The sequence below is a fragment of the Nocardioides sp. NBC_00163 genome, from assembly GCF_045206295.1.
Classification (GTDB): domain Bacteria; phylum Actinomycetota; class Actinomycetes; order Propionibacteriales; family Nocardioidaceae; genus Nocardioides.
Genome location: NZ_CP108155.1, coordinates 4,257,923 through 4,273,548 on the forward strand (window position 1 = coordinate 4,257,923; position 15,626 = coordinate 4,273,548).

The 15,626-nt window shown below is 69.2% G+C and carries 16 protein-coding genes; 11 read left to right on the top strand and 5 right to left on the bottom strand.

Features of this window, described 5'->3' with window-relative positions; all coding sequences use genetic code 11:
* The first annotated feature begins 75 nt into the window (after positions 1-75).
* Positions 76-1,233: a 5-(carboxyamino)imidazole ribonucleotide synthase gene (locus OG801_RS20375; RefSeq protein WP_406030907.1), complete on the top strand. Its 1,158-nt coding sequence runs from the start codon at positions 76-78 to the stop codon at positions 1,231-1,233.
* Between the two features lie 148 nt (positions 1,234-1,381).
* Here the strand turns inward: OG801_RS20375 and OG801_RS20380 are convergent, their stop codons facing one another.
* Positions 1,382-4,102, bottom strand: a complete 2,721-nt coding sequence (locus OG801_RS20380) for a DEAD/DEAH box helicase (protein WP_406030911.1) — start codon at positions 4,100-4,102, stop codon at positions 1,382-1,384.
* A gap of 132 nt (positions 4,103-4,234) precedes the next feature.
* Here OG801_RS20380 and purE point away from each other — a divergent pair, with 132 nt between their 5' ends.
* Positions 4,235-4,729, top strand: a complete 495-nt coding sequence (gene purE, locus OG801_RS20385) for a 5-(carboxyamino)imidazole ribonucleotide mutase (protein ID WP_406030913.1) — start codon at positions 4,235-4,237, stop codon at positions 4,727-4,729.
* 3 nt (positions 4,730-4,732) lie between these two features.
* On the opposite strand, the gene OG801_RS20390 is transcribed toward purE, so the two are convergent.
* Positions 4,733-5,215, bottom strand: coding sequence for a DUF2000 domain-containing protein (locus tag OG801_RS20390; RefSeq protein ID WP_406030915.1), 483 nt, complete (start codon positions 5,213-5,215; stop codon positions 4,733-4,735).
* Between the two features lie 110 nt (positions 5,216-5,325).
* Here OG801_RS20390 and OG801_RS20395 point away from each other — a divergent pair, with 110 nt between their 5' ends.
* Entirely contained in the window at positions 5,326-5,775 is a 450-nt protein-coding gene (locus OG801_RS20395; RefSeq protein ID WP_355020311.1) for an Lrp/AsnC family transcriptional regulator, read from the top strand.
* Positions 5,776-5,778: 3 nt separating this feature from the next.
* Here OG801_RS20395 and OG801_RS20400 read toward each other — a convergent pair whose 3' ends face one another.
* Positions 5,779-6,231, bottom strand: coding sequence for a CoA-binding protein (locus tag OG801_RS20400; RefSeq protein WP_406030917.1), 453 nt, complete (start codon positions 6,229-6,231; stop codon positions 5,779-5,781).
* Between the two features lie 96 nt (positions 6,232-6,327).
* Here OG801_RS20400 and OG801_RS20405 point away from each other — a divergent pair, with 96 nt between their 5' ends.
* From OG801_RS20405 to OG801_RS20415, 3 genes are all read left to right on the top strand, one after another.
* Positions 6,328-7,500 (top strand): acyl-CoA dehydrogenase family protein, encoded by a 1,173-nt coding sequence (locus tag OG801_RS20405; RefSeq protein WP_355020312.1) that lies wholly within the window; start codon positions 6,328-6,330, stop codon positions 7,498-7,500.
* A gap of 61 nt (positions 7,501-7,561) precedes the next feature.
* On the top strand, positions 7,562-8,506 hold the full coding sequence (locus tag OG801_RS20410) for a DUF559 domain-containing protein (RefSeq protein WP_406030920.1): 945 nt from the start codon (positions 7,562-7,564) through the stop codon (positions 8,504-8,506).
* Between the two features lie 134 nt (positions 8,507-8,640).
* Entirely contained in the window at positions 8,641-9,162 is a 522-nt protein-coding gene (locus OG801_RS20415; RefSeq protein ID WP_406030922.1) for a GNAT family N-acetyltransferase, read from the top strand.
* 200 nt (positions 9,163-9,362) lie between these two features.
* Here OG801_RS20415 and arfB read toward each other — a convergent pair whose 3' ends face one another.
* Both arfB and OG801_RS20425 read right to left on the bottom strand, forming a co-directional pair.
* Entirely contained in the window at positions 9,363-9,788 is a 426-nt protein-coding gene (arfB, locus tag OG801_RS20420) for an alternative ribosome rescue aminoacyl-tRNA hydrolase ArfB (protein WP_406030924.1), read from the bottom strand.
* Between the two features lie 23 nt (positions 9,789-9,811).
* Positions 9,812-10,789, bottom strand: a complete 978-nt coding sequence (locus tag OG801_RS20425; RefSeq protein ID WP_406030926.1) for a LacI family DNA-binding transcriptional regulator — start codon at positions 10,787-10,789, stop codon at positions 9,812-9,814.
* A gap of 158 nt (positions 10,790-10,947) precedes the next feature.
* Between OG801_RS20425 and OG801_RS20430 the strand changes: the two genes are divergently transcribed.
* The 5 genes from OG801_RS20430 to OG801_RS20450 are packed head-to-tail and all read left to right on the top strand — an operon-like array spanning position 10,948 to position 15,617.
* Entirely contained in the window at positions 10,948-12,189 is a 1,242-nt protein-coding gene (locus tag OG801_RS20430; RefSeq protein WP_406030928.1) for an amino acid ABC transporter substrate-binding protein, read from the top strand.
* Between the two features lie 4 nt (positions 12,190-12,193).
* Positions 12,194-13,078: a branched-chain amino acid ABC transporter permease gene (locus OG801_RS20435; RefSeq protein ID WP_406030930.1), complete on the top strand. Its 885-nt coding sequence runs from the start codon at positions 12,194-12,196 to the stop codon at positions 13,076-13,078.
* A 40-nt stretch (positions 13,079-13,118) separates the two neighbouring features.
* Entirely contained in the window at positions 13,119-14,138 is a 1,020-nt protein-coding gene (locus tag OG801_RS20440; protein ID WP_406030932.1) for a branched-chain amino acid ABC transporter permease, read from the top strand.
* Entirely contained in the window at positions 14,135-14,866 is a 732-nt protein-coding gene (locus OG801_RS20445) for an ABC transporter ATP-binding protein (protein ID WP_406030934.1), read from the top strand. Before OG801_RS20440 ends, OG801_RS20445 begins: the two co-directional genes overlap by 4 nt.
* A complete protein-coding gene (locus OG801_RS20450; RefSeq protein ID WP_355020321.1) occupies positions 14,859-15,617 on the top strand; it encodes an ABC transporter ATP-binding protein in 759 nt (252 codons plus the stop codon). Before OG801_RS20445 ends, OG801_RS20450 begins: the two co-directional genes overlap by 8 nt.
* The last annotated feature ends 9 nt before the right edge of the window (positions 15,618-15,626 follow it).

The following is a 15,626-nucleotide window of genomic DNA, read 5'->3' on the forward strand; positions in this document are numbered from 1 at the left end:
GGTCGGGTTTCGCGGATTGCGTGAGGGGGATCCGCGAAATCGGCCCCGGCGGGGCAGTTTCCTTATTCTGTCGTCGTGACCCTCGCACCGACCCTTGCGATCATCGGCGGCGGCCAGCTGGCCCGCATGATGGCTCAGCCTGCAATCGCGCTCGGCCTCCCGCTCCGGCTTCTCGCCGAGGGCGAGGGTGTCTCGGCCGCTCAGGTCATCCCCGACCAGCTGGTCGGCGACTACCGCGACCTGGACACGCTGAAGAAGGCCACCGAGGGCTGTGAGGTGGTCACCTTCGACCACGAGCACGTCCCGACCGAGCACCTGCACGCGCTCGAGGCCGGCGGCGTCGCGGTCCGCCCCGGTCCGGACGCGCTCGTGCACGCCCAGGACAAGGGCGTCATGCGCGCTCGGCTGACCGAGCTCGGCATCCCGTGCCCGCGCAACGCCATCGTGTCGTCCACGACCGAGGTCGAGGCGTTCGGCTTCCCGTGCGTCCTCAAGACCACCCGCGGTGGATATGACGGCAAGGGCGTCTGGGTCGTACGCGACGTCGCCGATGTCGCCGAGCCGCTTCGTGTCGCCGAGGAGGCGGGTGTCCAGGTCCTGGCCGAGGAGCTCGTCGACTTCCGCCGGGAGCTCTCCGCGATCGTCGCCCGTTCGCCGAGCGGCCAGGCCGCTGCGTACCCGGTCGTGCACACCTACCAGGAGAACGGCGTCTGCAAGGAGGTCATCGCTCCGGCGCACGACCTCTCGCCCGAGCTCGCCGTCCAGGGGGAGCAGATCGCGCTGCGCATCGCGGGTGAGCTCGGCGTCGTCGGCATCCTGGCGGTCGAGATGTTCGAGACCGTCGACGGCCGGCTGCTCGTCAACGAGCTCGCCATGCGCCCCCATAACACCGGCCACTGGACCCAGGACGGCGCCGTCACCTCGCAGTTCGAGAACCACCTGCGCGCGGTCATGGACCTGCCCCTGGGCTCTCCCGCGCCCCGCGCGAAGTGGTCGGTGATGGTCAACATCCTCGGCTCGACCCGGGAGAACGTCGGCCGCCTCTACGACGGCTTCCCCCACGCCATGGCCCGCGACCCCCACCTCCGCGTCCACCTCTACGGCAAGGAGATGCGCCCGGGGCGCAAGGTCGGCCACGTCAACGTCTACGGCGACGACCTCGACGACTGCCTCGAGCGCGCCCGTCACGCCGCCGACTGGTTCCAGGGAGACCTCGGCAACGACTCCGACTGACCGAGAAGTCACCTGCGCCGGACGAGACGTCAGTTAGGTCGGTCGAGTTGTCACGCCGCTGCCGACTCGGCCTGCGTAAGTGACGTTTCGACCTGCGCAAGTGACGTCTCAGCAGACGGGGCTGACGCCTCGGCGGGGTTGGACGAGGTCAGACGCCTAGACGCTGGCGTTCGGTGGCGACGACGTCGCGAGCGATCTCGGCGTCGGAGGCTTCGGCGGCGAGGGTGGTGGAGGGATCCTCGGGGTGCGAGGTCTCGTACGCTTCGGGGCTGCTGGCGGCGGTGGCGCTGACCCGGGCGAAGTCGTCGAAGAGCTCGGCCTTGGCGGCGAGGATGTCGTGGATGCGCTGGTCGACTCCGATCTCCGAGAGCAGGCGGTGGACCTGGACGGACTGGAGCTGGCCCATCCGGCGGGCGCGGGCGATGGCCTGCCACTCGATGGTCGGTTTGAGCTGGGGCTCGCAGATGACGACGACGCTGGCCGACTGGATGTTGAGGCCGACGCCGCCGGCGACGATCTGGGTGATCAGCACGGCACCGTGCCCGGCCGCGGAGAACTCGTCGACCATCTGCTGGCGCTCCTCGGCGGGGACCGACCCGGTGAGCGGGCCGAAGACCTCGCCCGGCAGGAGCGTGACCAGGTCGTCGAGGACCTTCCTGAAGTGGGAGAACACGATGACGCGGCGGCCGTTCTCCTCGGCCTCGCCGACGATCTCGACCAGCCGCTCGACCTTCGCCGACGAGGTGCCCTGAAGCATCGCGGCCTGCCGCATGGCCATGAAGTTGCCGTCGCGGACGCACTCGGCGTACGCCCTCTCGTCGGCCACGGACAGGGGCAGCCAGTCCTCGACCTCGACGAGGTCGGGCAGCTCGGTGAGTACGTCCTCCTGGTTGCGGCGCAGGTAGACCGGGGCGACCTGCTTGCGGAACCGGTGGGGGTTGAACTCGTCGGCGGAGAGCAGCAGGTCGGGGCGGAGATAGGAGACCAGGTTGCGGAACTCGTCGATACGGTTCTCCATCGGCGTGCCGGTGAGCAGGATGGCGCGCTCGCAGGCGTCCAACACTCGGCGTACGCGTTCGGTGCGCTGGGTGCGAGGCGACTTGATCATGTGTGCCTCGTCGACCACGACGCAGGCGACCTTGACATGGTCGAGGAACGGCTGGATCGCGTTGAGTGTCTCGTAAGTGGTCACCGCGACGCCGCCCTGCTCGACCCAGATCTTGGCGGCCTTCAGGCGGCGGTTGCCGTGGAGACGGTGGGGGATCAGGGTCGTCTTCGAGTCGGTCTCGCGCACCCAGTTGGTGACCACGGCAGCGGGGCAGACGACCAGCGTGTGGGACGCGCCCATCGCGTGCAGATGAGCGAGCACGGCCAGCGACTGGAGCGTCTTGCCGAGCCCCATCTCGTCGCCGATGATCACCTTCATCTGCACCAGCGCGAAGCGGACGCCGAAGTGCTGGTAGCCGCGCAGCGACGCGGTCAGGTTGTTCGTGCGCAGCTCCTGCGCCCGCACCGCCTCGATGATCTCGGCCGACAGGTCACCGTGGATCTTGTCCTCGTCCTCGGTGAGGAAGCCGAGCTCGGAGAGCATCGCGTAGTAGTCGGCCGGCCGCTTCTCGAAGTCCTCCCACGGGTCGCCGGGGCGGTTGCCCGGGCGCACCCGGCGGGCCATCTCGGCACGATGGGCGATCGCCCGTAGCGCGCCCTGGAAGTCGTCGAGGCTGGCCGCGTTGGCCAGGATCAGATGGAACCTCGCGCCGCTGTCGAGCGACCGGGTCAGCGGCCGCAGCGACTGGACCAGGGCGAGCTCCGCCCCCGCGTCCTTCGTACGCCGCCCGGCCTCCCACTCCGCCAGCCGCGCGAGCAGCCTGGTGGCCGCCGGGGTGCGGCGCTCGTGGTCGATCGCGAGCGGCATCTCGTCGTAGGTGCGCTGCCACAACGCCTGCGCCGCCTCCTGCATCCGCATCGCGGTGGCCGGGCCGACCCCGGGGAGTTGTCGCAGGTCAGAGGCGGGATGGATGACCTCGTGGACGGTATGGATCCCGGCCTCGAGGAGGGGTTCGACGCGTACGAGATCAGCGAGCTCGTCGACCGGCAGCGACCTGACCGCCGTGTCCGTGTCCGCGCTCCGGACCGCGTTGGCGGCGTCGGTCGCGGCTCGACGCGCGGGCTCCTCGGAGCGCCTGGCCTCGTTGAGGGCCTCGCCCTCGTTGCGCAGCACGATGACGCCCTTGCGCGGAGCCAGCACCGCCTCGGAGCCGAGGTCGGAGAGCGCCTCCAGGAGACCGACGCTCGGCAGCAGCGCCTCGCGGATCCGTACCCGGCGCCGGGACGGGAGCCTGTTGAGCTCGTCGAGCCGCGCCGGCGCCTGGATCTCGCTCGCGCGCTGGTGCAGATCGAGGACCTGTCTCCCCGCCAGCTCGGCCTCCTCGCGGCGGCTCCTGCGCACCAGCAGACGACGCGCCCCGGAAGCCTTCTTGGCCTGCGTCACGACGTCCGCGGCGTCGGCGAGCGAGTCGACGAGCTCCTGGGTGGTCTCCTCGACCGGCTCGAGCGCGTGACGCCGCGCGATCGCGGCCAGGCGCGGCCCGTCGCTCCGGTCCAGGGCGATGCTGCGCCAGGCCACCTGCGCCGCGCGCTTCAGCTCGGCCGCGCTCGCCCGGTAGTGGTCTACGGCCTCCGCCGCCTCCTGCTCGATCTCAGCCCGTGCGCGGGTCGCCGACGCCGCCTGCCGGGACCAGGACGCGACCTGCCGCACCCGGGACGGCAGCGCCTTGCGCTCCGCCTTGGTCAGCCCGGTGAACCGCTCGACTGCGGTCGGGTTCGGTCGCGCGCTGACGACGACGTCGGTGCTGGTAGCTGGATCCATCTGCCTTTGTGGGGTCGTGGGGGCGTACAGGACGGCGTCGGATGACCCTAGCGGGCAGCACCGACATGTAGATGACGGACAGAGGTCGGCCCGGTGACGCGAGGCAGCTCGGTCGGCGCATAGCCTGTCCTCATGAGTGCGCGCGTGGGGATCGTGATGGGGTCCGACTCCGACTGGCCGACGATGAAGGCGGCGGCGGAGCTTCTCGATGAGTTCGGGATCGAGTGGGAGGCCGATGTGAAGTCGGCCCACCGGATGCCGCAGGAGATGCTCGACTACGGCCGCGAGGCTGCTGGTCGCGGCCTCTCGGTGATCATCGCCGGCGCCGGCGGTGCAGCAGCGCTTCCCGGCATGCTCGCCTCGGTCACGCCGCTCCCGGTGATCGGCGTCCCCGTGCCGCTGAAGTACCTCGACGGACTCGACTCGCTGATGTCGATCGTCCAGATGCCCGGCGGCATCCCGGTGGCCACCGTCGCCATCGGCAACGCCAAGAACGCCGGCATCCTCGCCGCCCGCATCCTCGGCGTCGCCGACCCCGAGCTCCAGCAGAAGCTGGTGGAGTACGAGAAGTCACTCGCCGAGCTGGCGGCCGCCAAGGGCGAGGTCGTCCGCAACGCCACCTCCTGAGTTTCAGGGCAGGAGCGAGAGCCCCTTGACCAGCTTGTCGATGATCCGGCGGGGGCCGAAGAGGCTGACCGCGTAGTAGGACACGTCGGCGCTGCGACTGTTCCCGACGGCGTACAGGTAGTCGTCGTAGACCCTCGTGTGCTGCGCCTGGGTGGGCATGTCGATCACCGCGACCCCGGGCTGGGCGACCGCCTGACGCCGCAGGTCGGTCAGCCGCTGGGCCGGGGCGCCCAGGACCGTACAGCCGATCCAGGGCAGGCCCGGGTGTGCCGAGTCGTCGGCATCGACCGCGTCCTCCCCGAGGAGGCCGACCGTACGCTGCGTGGTCGCGCCCGCGACGCAGACGGCCGCGTTCACCGCGCGTCCGGCGGGAAGAGCCTGATCGACGACGACCACCCACTTCAAGGGCACGTCCCGCGTGCTCGCGGACTGGTCGATCTCGTCCGGGGCGAACCCGATCCTGGCTTCTTCGACGTCTGTGCTCATCACTCTGACTCCTGTCATTCGCCAACTGATTCGAGGACAAGTCTTGAGAATGTCAGGACTGAGTGCAATCACACCGGTCATTGTCGGGAGGATCGGTTAATCTGGCGTGCATGGACGAAGTCGACCGTCAGATTCTGGCTGCCTGGACGATGGATGCACGGCGGAGCCTTCGGGACATCGCCGCCGAAGTCGGCGTCTCGGCGACCACCGTGCACGACCGCGCGCGGGCGATGCAGCGCCGCGGGCTCATCCGCGGGGCGTACCTCGATCTCGACCTGCGCCAGATCGACCGGGGCGTGCAGGCGCTCGTCGCCGTGCGGATCCGACCGCCCTCGCGCGCCAACATCGAGTCCTTCCGCGACTGGGTCGGCGCGCTCCCGGAGGCCATCGGCGTCTTCGTCACCTCCGGCCGGATGGACTTCATCGTCCACGTCGCGGTCGCCGACAACGACGCGCTCTACGCGTTCGTGATCGACCGGCTCACCTCGCGAGCCGAGATCGCCGACGTGGAGACCTCGGTGATCTACGAGCACCTGCGGACGATGACGTTCGAGCCCTAGCCCTTACGCCTGTGCGTCGGACCTGGCGCGCTGGAACCAGATCTTGCTGGGGCACGTGTCCATGACCATGGGTACGCCGGCCGCGGTGGTGCGCTCGAAGGCCGACTCGTCGACCACGCCCATCTGGAACCAGACCCCGCCGGCGCCGATCGCCACGGCCTCGTCGGCGAACTGGCCGGCGGCCTCGGAGCGGCGGAAGACGTCGACGACGTCGATCTTCCCGACGGCCGCGGCGGCGTCGGCCAGGGTCGCGTAGACCTTCTCGCCGAGCACCTCCTTGCCCTCTGCCGCGGCCCCCGGGTGGATCGGGATGATCCGCTTCCCGTGCTGCTGGAGCTCCTGCGCGATCGAGTAGGCGGTTCGCCACGGGTCGCCCGAGAGGCCGACGATGGCCCACGTCTCGGAGTCGTCGAGGAGCTTGTCGATGGTGTCCTGGTCAAGCCATGCCGAGGTCATGTAGCGCACAACAACAACCTGGCTCGGAGGATTCCGTGACCCGCCGACGTAGCGGCGACTTACTGGCGAGTAGCAAACAGGCATAGACTCCGGGACATGAGTGCCGAGTACCCGTTGTTCGCCCTCTCCGAGGAGCACCAGGAGATCCGCAAGGCCATCCGCGAGATCTGTGACGCGAAGATCGCGCCGGCCGCTGCTGCGGTCGACGAGGAGGCTCGCTATCCGCAGGAGGCCCACGACGCGTTGGTCGAGACGGAGTTCTTCGCGCCGCACGTGCCGGAGGCGTACGGCGGTGTCGGTGCCGACGCCCTCGCGACCGTTCTGGTCATCGAGGAGATCGCTCGTGCGGACGTCTCGGCCTCGCTGATTCCCGCGGTGAACAAGCTCGGCTCGCTGCCGGTGCAGATCGGTGGCTCGGAGGAGCTGAAGAAGAAGTACCTCGGCAAGCTCGCCGCTGGTGAGGGCAACTTCTCCTACTGTCTCTCCGAGCCCGATGCGGGCTCGGATGCGGCCAACCAGAAGACCCGGGCCGTACGCGACGGCGACTTCTGGGTGCTCAACGGCGTGAAGCGCTGGATCACCAACGCGGGTGTCTCGGAGTACTACACGGTGTTGGCGGTGACCGACCCGGAGAAGCGCTCCAAGGGGATCTCCGCGTTCGTGGTGGAGAAGTCGGATGAGGGTGTGTCCTTCGGCGCCCCGGAGAAGAAGCTCGGCATCAAGGGCTCGCCGACGCGCGAGGTCTACTTCGACAACGTACGCATCCCTGCCGACCGGCTCATCGGTGAGGAGGGTATGGGCTTCACCTACGCCATGCAGACCCTCGACCACACTCGCATCACCATCGCGGCCCAGGCCGTCGGTGTCGCGCAGGGTGCGCTGGACTACGCGCTGGGCTACATCAAGGAGCGCAAGCAGTTCGGCAAGCCGATCGCGGAGTTCCAGGGCCTGGAGTTCATGGTCGCTGACATGGGCATGAAGATCGAGGCCGCCCGCCAGCTCACCTACGCCGCCGCCGGTCGTTCCGAGCGCGGCGACAAGGACCTGACCTTCTTCGGTGCCGCCGCCAAGGCGTTCGCGAGCGATGTCGCGATGCAGGTCACCACCGACGCTGTCCAGCTGTTGGGTGGCTACGGCTTCACCCGCGACTACCCGGTCGAGCGGATGATGCGCGACGCCAAGATCACCCAGATCTACGAGGGCACCAACCAGGTCCAGCGGATCGTCATGGCCCGCCAGCTCCTCGCCGGCATCCAGTCGACTCTGTGACCGATCGGTGCACCGCGCCGGTGTCGGCGGGTGCACTGCATCGGTGGCGAATGATGCCTTCATGGGGGATCCCACCGATGAGGACGAGGCATTCGTCCTGGACGCGTCGCGACCGTTCTCGCGAGCAGATGCCGCGAAGGCGAAGATCAAGCCGAGCACGTTGCGTGGGCCGCGTTTCACCCGCCTCTTCAGCGGTGTGTACGTCTCAACTGATGCCCCGCTGACGCCGTTGCAGCGGGTCCGAGCCGCCTTGGTGCCGTTCCGGGGCAATGGCTTCGCCAGTCACGCGTCTGCGGCTCGGGTCTACGAGGTGCCGATCCCGACGCTGCCCGACGAGCATGTGACGGTGACGGCCGCGGCCCACCGGCGTACGCATCCTGGCATCGTCTGCCACGTGATGCGGAAGCCGCGAGCGGTGGTCTTCGACGGCATCGGTGTCTCCTCACCTGACCAGCTCTTCACCGAGCTCGCGAGTCAGGTGAGCCTGGTCGACCTCGTAGTCGCGGGCGACCACCTCGTACGCCGTCACCGTGGCGTGACTGCGTCGACGTTGGCCGATTTCGCGGCGGCCGGCGTCCTGCCCGGCTCGCGCGTTGCTGCCACGGCTGCGGGCTACGTACGCGAGAACGTGCGCTCCCCGATGGAGACTCGCCTTCGCATGTTGATCGTGCTCGCGGGACTCCCCGAACCACGCATCAACGCCCTCGTCGGCACCGGAGACGGCATGCTCAAGCGGGAGCATGATCTGGTGTACGCGGCGTCGAAGACAGTGGTCGAGTACGACGGCCAACAACACGCTGCTGAGCAGTGGGAGCGTGACCTCGAGCGACGTGAGGAGGCCGACGATGACGGCTGGCGCATCCTGACCGTCGTAGCGAAAGGCATCTACCGTCGACCCGACCTGACTCTGGAGAGGATCCACAGGGTGTTGCTGGAACGAGGTGAACCCGGAGTGCCGAAGCATCTCTCGGATGCCTGGCGTCCCCACTTCCCGGTGGTGCGCTAGCAGCCGTGAACGATCTGTGCACCCAAGCAGTGCTCGCCGATGCCTGGATCGTGCATGTGCACGATTGGTGCATTCGAGTTGGCGGTGTCGGTGCACCGATCGTGCACGACTGGCTGGTGGCTATCGTGTGCCTTATGAGGAACGACGGGTTTCGGCTCCGCGAGTGGGAGGAGTCGGATGCGGCGGTCCTGCTCGCTGCGTACGCCGGCGCTGGGATGGAGACCGAGCGGCCGGAGGACGTGGCCACCATCGAGGATGCGAAGCGGCTGATCGCCGGGTGGGCTGAGGACGCGGTCGCCGACCGGGCCTACACCTTCGCGGTCGTCGACGGCGCCGACATCCTCGGGCAGATGCGGGTCACCACGCAGATGCGGGCCCACAGCATCGGCTGGATCTCCTACTGGACCCTCGAGAAGCACCGCGGGCGAGGTGTCGGCAGCGCCGGCCTGCAGCTGCTGGCCAGGCACTGCTTCGACGAGCTCGACCTCTTCCGCCTCGAGACCGGCCACCGGATCGACAACCCCGGGTCGTGCCGTGTCGCCACCGCGGCAGGCTTCCTCGTCGAGGGCCGCGAACGCCAGAAGCTGCTCTACGACGGCGTCCGCTACGACACCGAGACCCACGCCCGGCTGGCCACCGACCCCGACCCCGCCTGACGCCGAGATGGCGCGTACGTCGGGCGAGGCGTCACCCCGGTCGGGCGAGGCGTCGTGTACGTCGCGCGAAGCGTCGCTCCGGCGAATCGAGATGTCCTTGGTGACATCTCGCCCGACGTAAGTGACGCCTCGGCCTACCCACGTGACGCCTCGGCTGACCTAGACGACGCTTCGGCCGACGGGGGTGACGGCTCGCGAGGTCAGTCTTGGACGCGGCCGCGGAGCTGTTTGGTCTGGCCGCGCTGGCGCTTGGCGTCGAGGCGGCGCTCCTTGGAGCCACGGGTGGGCTTGGTGGGGCGGCGGGTGGGAGGTGGCGGGGCGAGGAGCTCGCGGATGCGGAGGGCCAGTCGCTCGCGTGCGGCGATGCGGTTGCGATGCTGGGAGCGCTGCTCGTGGGAGACGACGAGGAGCGGCCCCGAGGAGCGGGCCAGGAGGCGGGCGAGCTGGCGTTCGTCGAGGGCGGATGACACGGCCGGGTCCCAGGAGAGCTCGACGCGGGAGTCGGTGGTGTTGACCGACTGCCCGCCGGGGCCGGGGGAGCGGGAGAAGCGTTCGACCAGCTCGGTGTCGGGGATGACGAGACCTTCGGGCAGCCCAGGGCCCGGTGGTACTCGAAGATCCTTCACTCGAAGAACCCTAGACCGCGGGTCTACCGAGCGGCGGGCCCGGTCGAGTCGCGCACCACGAGCTCGGCGGGGACCCGCTGCCGCCGGGCGCGTGAGCCGGGCTCCTTCAACGCCAGCGTCAGCGCTCGGGCGCCCATCTCGGCCATCGGCAGGCGGACGGTGGTGAGTCCGGGGGAGAGGTCCTGGGCGACGGCGACGTCGTCGAACCCGCTGACCGAGACCTGGCCGGGCACCGAGACACCGGAGCTGCGCAGCTGGGAGAGGCACCCGATGGCCATGTCGTCGTTGAGGGCGATGACAGCGGTCGTACGCGGGTGGTCGGCGAGCATCCGGCGGATGCACTCGCGACCGCCCTCGCGGGTGAACGGCCCCTCGAGGACGGGTACGTCGCGGGCGTCGAGCCCCGCCGCCTCGAGCGCGTCGCGCACTCCCTCGAGCCGGTCGGCGACGGTGGTCAGCTCCAGGGTGCCCGAGACGACCACGATGCGCCGGTGGCCCAGGCCGAGGATGTGCTCGGCGACGGCGCGGCCGCCGGGGCGGTTGTCGGGCAGTACGCTGTCGACCCCGAGGTGGTGTCGGCCGACGACGGCGACCCGGCCGCCTGCCTCCGCGTAACGCTGCACCTCGAAGCGCATCGGCGCCTCGACCGAGGCGTCCACGAAGCCCGACCCTGCGATCAGGATCGCGCCGACGCGGTTGGCCACCAGGCTGCGTACCTGCTCGACCTCGGCCTCGGGGTCGCGGCCGGTGTGGCAGATCTGGACGGTGCGCCCGTGTTCGGCGGCGAGGCTGAGCACGCCGCTGGCGATCTCGGAGAAGTAGGGGTCGCCGATCTCGTGCACGACGAGCCCGATTGTGGCCGTCGATCCGCTGGCGAGCGAGCGGGCATGGAGATTGGCGACATAGCCGAGCTCGCGTGCCGCCTGGCGGACCTTCTCGGCCACCGAGTCGCTGACACCGGGGGTTCCGGAGAGCGCGCGGGAGGCGGTTGCGATCGACACGCCGGATGCATGCGCGACGTCGATCAGGCGGGGGGAGCTGTTGGTTCGGACCATCGATGCCCCTTGTCGTCAGGAATGTGACTCTTGCCACAGTAAGCGAGAGTGGGTAACGTCATCGTAAACGCTTACGTAAGCGCTTTCGTAGAGGAGACCCGCAGATGCGCTTCACGAAGATCCCCACCGCGAGCAAGCGGTCCAGAGCAACCCTGGCTGCCGCGGCGGCCGTGACTCTCGCCTCCACCCTCGCCGCCTGTGGCGCCGCCGAGGAAGGAGGCAGCGACGACGAGATCGTGATCGGCATCTCGCTGCCCCTGACCGGCGACTTCAGCGAGCCCGGCAAGGGCATCCAGCGCGGATACGAGGCCTGGGCCGAATACGTCAACGCCAACGGCGGCCTGCTCGGCCGCGACGTACGACTGGAGATGCTCGACGACCAGTCCAGCGCCGAGCGTGTCGCCGCCGACTACGAGAAGCTGATCAACCAGGAGCAGGTCGACCTCGTCGTCGGGCCGTTCTCGACCCGCCTGGTGATCCCGGCCGCCCAGGTCGCCCAGGACTACGGCTTCCTCTTCGTCGAGCCTGCCGGTGCGGCGCCCGAGGTCTTCGAGGAGGGCTTCGACAACCTCTTCTACGCCGCCCCCGCCGTCGCGAACGACCACTACAAGCTCCTCGCCGAGCACATCCTGGCGATGCCGGAGAGCGAGCGGCCCAAGACCGCGGCGTACGCCTCCATGGACGACCCGTTCGCCCAGGGCACCGCCTACGGCCTCAAGGACGCGCTGGAGGAGGGTGGCGTCAAGACCGTCGCGGACGAGGTCTACCCGCCCAACACGACCGACTTCAGCGGCATCGCCGCCAAGATCGCCGACAGCAAGGCCGACATGGTCGTGGGTGGCAGCCAGTACCAGGACGGCGTCAACCTGATCGTCGCGCTGCAGCAGCTCAACTACCAGCCCAAGCTGGCCGCGTTCTCGACCGCGCCGACCGAGACCGAGTTCGCCGAGGCGATCGGCGACAAGACGCAGGGCATCATCGCGCCGACCGGCTACACCACGAAGGCGGACTACCCCGAGAACCAGGAGTTCGTGAAGTTCTACGAGGAGAAGCACGGCGAGGCGCCCGGTGAGGACGAGGCCAACGCCTGGACCACGGGTCAGGTCGTCGCGGCAGCGGTCGAGGCGGTCGAGTGCGCCGAGCCCGACCCCGACTGCCAGTCCAAGCTGATCGACTGGCTGCACGAGAACGAGGTCGAGACCGTCGTCGGGCCGCTGAGCTGGGACGACAAGGGCCGCCCGCAGAGCGCCCACATGATCCAGCAGTGGGTGGACGGCGAGATCAAGATCGTCCTGCCCGAGGACCAGGCCGAGGCCGAGTTCATCTACCCGAAGCCGGCGTGGTGAGTCGATGTCAGGACCACTCCTTCTGCAGAGCCTGATCCTGGGGCTGCTGCTCGGGGGCCTCTATGCCCTGCTCGCCGCCGGCCTGACGCTCTACTTCGGTGTCATGCGGGTCGTGATGATCGCCCACTCCGCGTTCCTGATCCTGGCTGCGTACCTGGCCTGGTTCTTCACCACGCAGACCGGACTCGACCCGCTGCTCTCGCTGGTCATCACCGTGCCGCTCTTCTTCGCGGCCGGCTATGGGATGCAGCGGGCGCTGCTCTCCCGGCTGCGGCCGGCGACGCTGACCATGATGTCGGTGCTGCTGACCTTCGCGATCGCGCTGGTCATCGAGGGCGGCCTCGGATACCTCTTCTCCGGAACCCAGCGGCGGATCCAGCTCGACTACTCCAGCGCGAGCCTGGAGCTGTGGGGAGCACGGATCGCGGTGGTCAAGCTGGTCGCCTTCGGGCTGGCCGTGGTCTCGCTCCTGGCGCTCTTCCTGCTGCTCAAGAAGACCCGCTTCGGCCAGGCGCTGCGCGCCACGATCCAGCACCGTGAGGCCGCCCAGCTGCTCGGCATCGACACCGACCGGATCGCCGGCTTCGGCTTCGGGCTCGGTCTGGCGACCGCGGCGGTCGGTGGCACCGCGCTGGCGCTCGACGCCACCATCTATCCCTCGCTGCACTGGCACTGGATCGGACCGTTGATGGCGATCATCGTGATCGGCGGCCTCGGCAGCATCCCCGGCGCCGCGGTTGCGGCGATGGTCCTCGGCGTGACCCAGAGCCTGCTGCAGATCCCGATGGGCACCACCTGGGCGCAGACGGTCTTCTACCTCGCCCTCTTCGCCACCCTCATGTTCCGCCCCCAGGGATTCTTCGGAGGTCGCCTTGCTCAGCGCTTCTAAGCACAGAGAAAGCCGTACGCATCCGGGCCGATCCGTCCTGGTGACGAAGCTCGTCGCGGCAGCCGTCGCACTGGGCCTCGTGCTCGCCTTCCCGGCGCTCGCGCCGGACCCGTTCATCCTGTCGGTGGGCGTCGTGATCGCCAGCTACGCCGCGCTCGCGGTGGCGTGGAACTTCGTCGGCGGGCTGACCGGCTACATCTCGCTGGGTCACGCCGCCTACGCCGGGCTGGGTGGCTACGGCACCGCCCTGCTGGTGACCGAGGCCGGGGTGAACCCGTGGGTCTCGATGGTCCTCGCGGCCGTGCTCGTGGGCCTGGCGGCGGTGCCGATCGGGATCGCGTCGCTGCGGGTCCGGGGCGCCTCGTTCGTGATCGTCTCGATCGCGCTGGTGCTCATCCTGCTGCTGGTCGCGCAGAGCTGGGCCGACGTGACCGGCGGGTCCAACGGGCTGCGGGTGCCGCGGCCGTTCGGCACGGACGTACTCCGGCCCGAGCAGCACGAGCGGTTCTTCTACCTGTTCGTGGCGTTGACCCTGGTCGCCCTCGTGCTGTGGTGGGTGATCGACCGGTCGCGGCTCGGCACCGGGCTCAAGGCGATCCGGGAGGACGAGGACAAGGCCCAGGCGCTGGGTGTGCCCACGTTCGCCTACAAGCTGGTCGTCTTCGTCGTCTCGGCGTTCATGACCGCAATGGCGGGCGGGATGTACGCCCTCTGGTTCGGCTCGCTCGACCCGATCTTCCAGTTCTCGATCCTGACCGGTTCCTACCTGGTGCTGATGTCCCTGCTCGGTGGCGTACGCAGCCTGCTCGGTCCGGTCGTCGGCGCGGTGATCGTGGGCTATGCGGTCGAGTTCTTCAAGAACCAGTACGGCGACACCCAGCTGCACCTGGTCGCGCTCGGTCTGCTGCTCGCCCTGGTCGTGCTCTTCATGCCCGACGGGGTCATCCCCTGGCTGACCGCGCAGTTCGACCGGTTCCGACCCGGCGACACCTCGATCCGCGAGATCGACGCCGCCCAGCTGGCCGAGGAGCGCAAGGCGCTCGAGGAGACGAAGTCATGAGCTTCTTGGAGACAGAGGGACTGACCAAGGCATTCGGCGGCGTACGCGCCGTGGACGAGGCCACGGTCAGCTTCCAGGAGGGCAAGATCAACGCCCTGATCGGCCCGAACGGCTCGGGCAAGACCACCTTCTTCAACTGCGTGACCGGGATGATCCGGCCCGACTCGGGGACGGTGACCTACCAGGGTCGCGACGTGACCGGCCACGCACCTCACCGGATCGCGCGGGCCGGGCTCGGGCGCAGCTTCCAGCTGTGCCGGATCTTCCCGCGGATGACTGTGCTCGACAACGTGCTGGCCGGGGTCCGGTCCAAGGGGCTGGTCCACAGGCTGCGCGGGGCGCACAACCCCGACGACATCGCCCGGGCGCGGGAGCTGCTGGCCCGGGTCGGCATCGAGCACCTCGAGCGCAGCGAGGCCCGCGACATCTCCTACGGGCAGCAGAAGCTGCTCGAGCTCGCGGGGGTGCTGATGGCCGAGCCCGACACGATCATGCTCGACGAGCCCGCCGGCGGCGTGAACCCGGCGCTGATCGGCCGGATCGCCACGCTCGTGCGCGAGCTCAACGCCGAGGGCCGCACCTTCGTCATCGTCGAGCACAACATGGAGCTGGTGATGAGCCTCTCCGACCATGTCGTGGTCTTCGACCGCGGCCGCCCGATCGCCTCCGGTGCGCCGGCGGACGTGCAGAACGACCCACGAGTCCTGGAGGCCTACCTTGGTGTCTGAACCTCTTCTCGAGCTGCGCGACATCGAGGCCGGCTACGGCCGTGCGGCGCTGGTGCTGCGAAGCCTCACCGTCACCGTTCCAGCAGGTCAGATCGTCTGTCTGGTCGGCCCGAACGGAGCCGGCAAGTCCACGGTGCTCAAGGTCGCCAGCGGCATGCTGACGCCCCGCTCGGGGACCATCACCGTCGACGGTGTCGACGTCACCCGCAACGGGCCGCAGCAGATGCTCCGCGCGGGCATGGCCCATGTCCTCCAGGGCCACTCCGTCTTCAAGGAGATGACCGTGGCCGAGAACGTCGGCCTGGGCGCCTACACGGTGCGCGACGCGGCCGCGATCCAGGAGCGGACCGACTTCGTGAAGACGCTCTTCCCGGTCGTCGCCGAGCGGTGGAACGCCCTCGCCGGCGCGCTCTCGGGCGGCCAGCAGAAGCAGGTCGAGTTCGCCCGCTCGCTGATGGTGAGCCCGAAGGTGGTGCTGCTCGACGAGCCCAGCATGGGCCTGGACCCGAAGACCACGGCGACCGTGTTCGAGCAGGTCGTACGCATGCGGGACGCCGGTCTGGCGGTCCTGCTCGTCGAGCAGAACGCCCGGCGGGCCCTGGAGTCGGCGGACCTGGGCTGCGTACTCGATCTGGGGAAGGTGCACATCGCAGGGGCCGCTGCCGACCTGCTCGCCGACCCGCGCATGGCCGAGCTCTACCTCGGGGGAGCCGCAACAACCTCAGCAGGGACCACCGACGGTCCCGATTAGGGGAAGGGA

Bases quoted from the DNA above. Each gene is read 5' to 3' on its own strand.
- OG801_RS20380 (WP_406030911.1), bottom strand. From the start codon at position 4,102: ATGGATCCAGCTACCAGCACCGACGTCGTCGTCAGCGCGCGACCGAAC.
- purE (WP_406030913.1), top strand. From the start codon at position 4,235: ATGAGTGCGCGCGTGGGGATCGTGATGGGGTCCGACTCCGACTGGCCG.
- OG801_RS20390 (WP_406030915.1), bottom strand. From the start codon at position 5,215: ATGAGCACAGACGTCGAAGAAGCCAGGATCGGGTTCGCCCCGGACGAG.
- OG801_RS20395 (WP_355020311.1), top strand. From the start codon at position 5,326: ATGGACGAAGTCGACCGTCAGATTCTGGCTGCCTGGACGATGGATGCA.
- OG801_RS20400 (WP_406030917.1), bottom strand. From the start codon at position 6,231: ATGACCTCGGCATGGCTTGACCAGGACACCATCGACAAGCTCCTCGAC.
- OG801_RS20405 (WP_355020312.1), top strand. From the start codon at position 6,328: ATGAGTGCCGAGTACCCGTTGTTCGCCCTCTCCGAGGAGCACCAGGAG.
- OG801_RS20410 (WP_406030920.1), top strand. From the start codon at position 7,562: ATGGGGGATCCCACCGATGAGGACGAGGCATTCGTCCTGGACGCGTCG.
- OG801_RS20415 (WP_406030922.1), top strand. From the start codon at position 8,641: ATGAGGAACGACGGGTTTCGGCTCCGCGAGTGGGAGGAGTCGGATGCG.
- OG801_RS20430 (WP_406030928.1), top strand. From the start codon at position 10,948: ATGCGCTTCACGAAGATCCCCACCGCGAGCAAGCGGTCCAGAGCAACC.
- OG801_RS20435 (WP_406030930.1), top strand. From the start codon at position 12,194: ATGTCAGGACCACTCCTTCTGCAGAGCCTGATCCTGGGGCTGCTGCTC.
- OG801_RS20445 (WP_406030934.1), top strand. From the start codon at position 14,135: ATGAGCTTCTTGGAGACAGAGGGACTGACCAAGGCATTCGGCGGCGTA.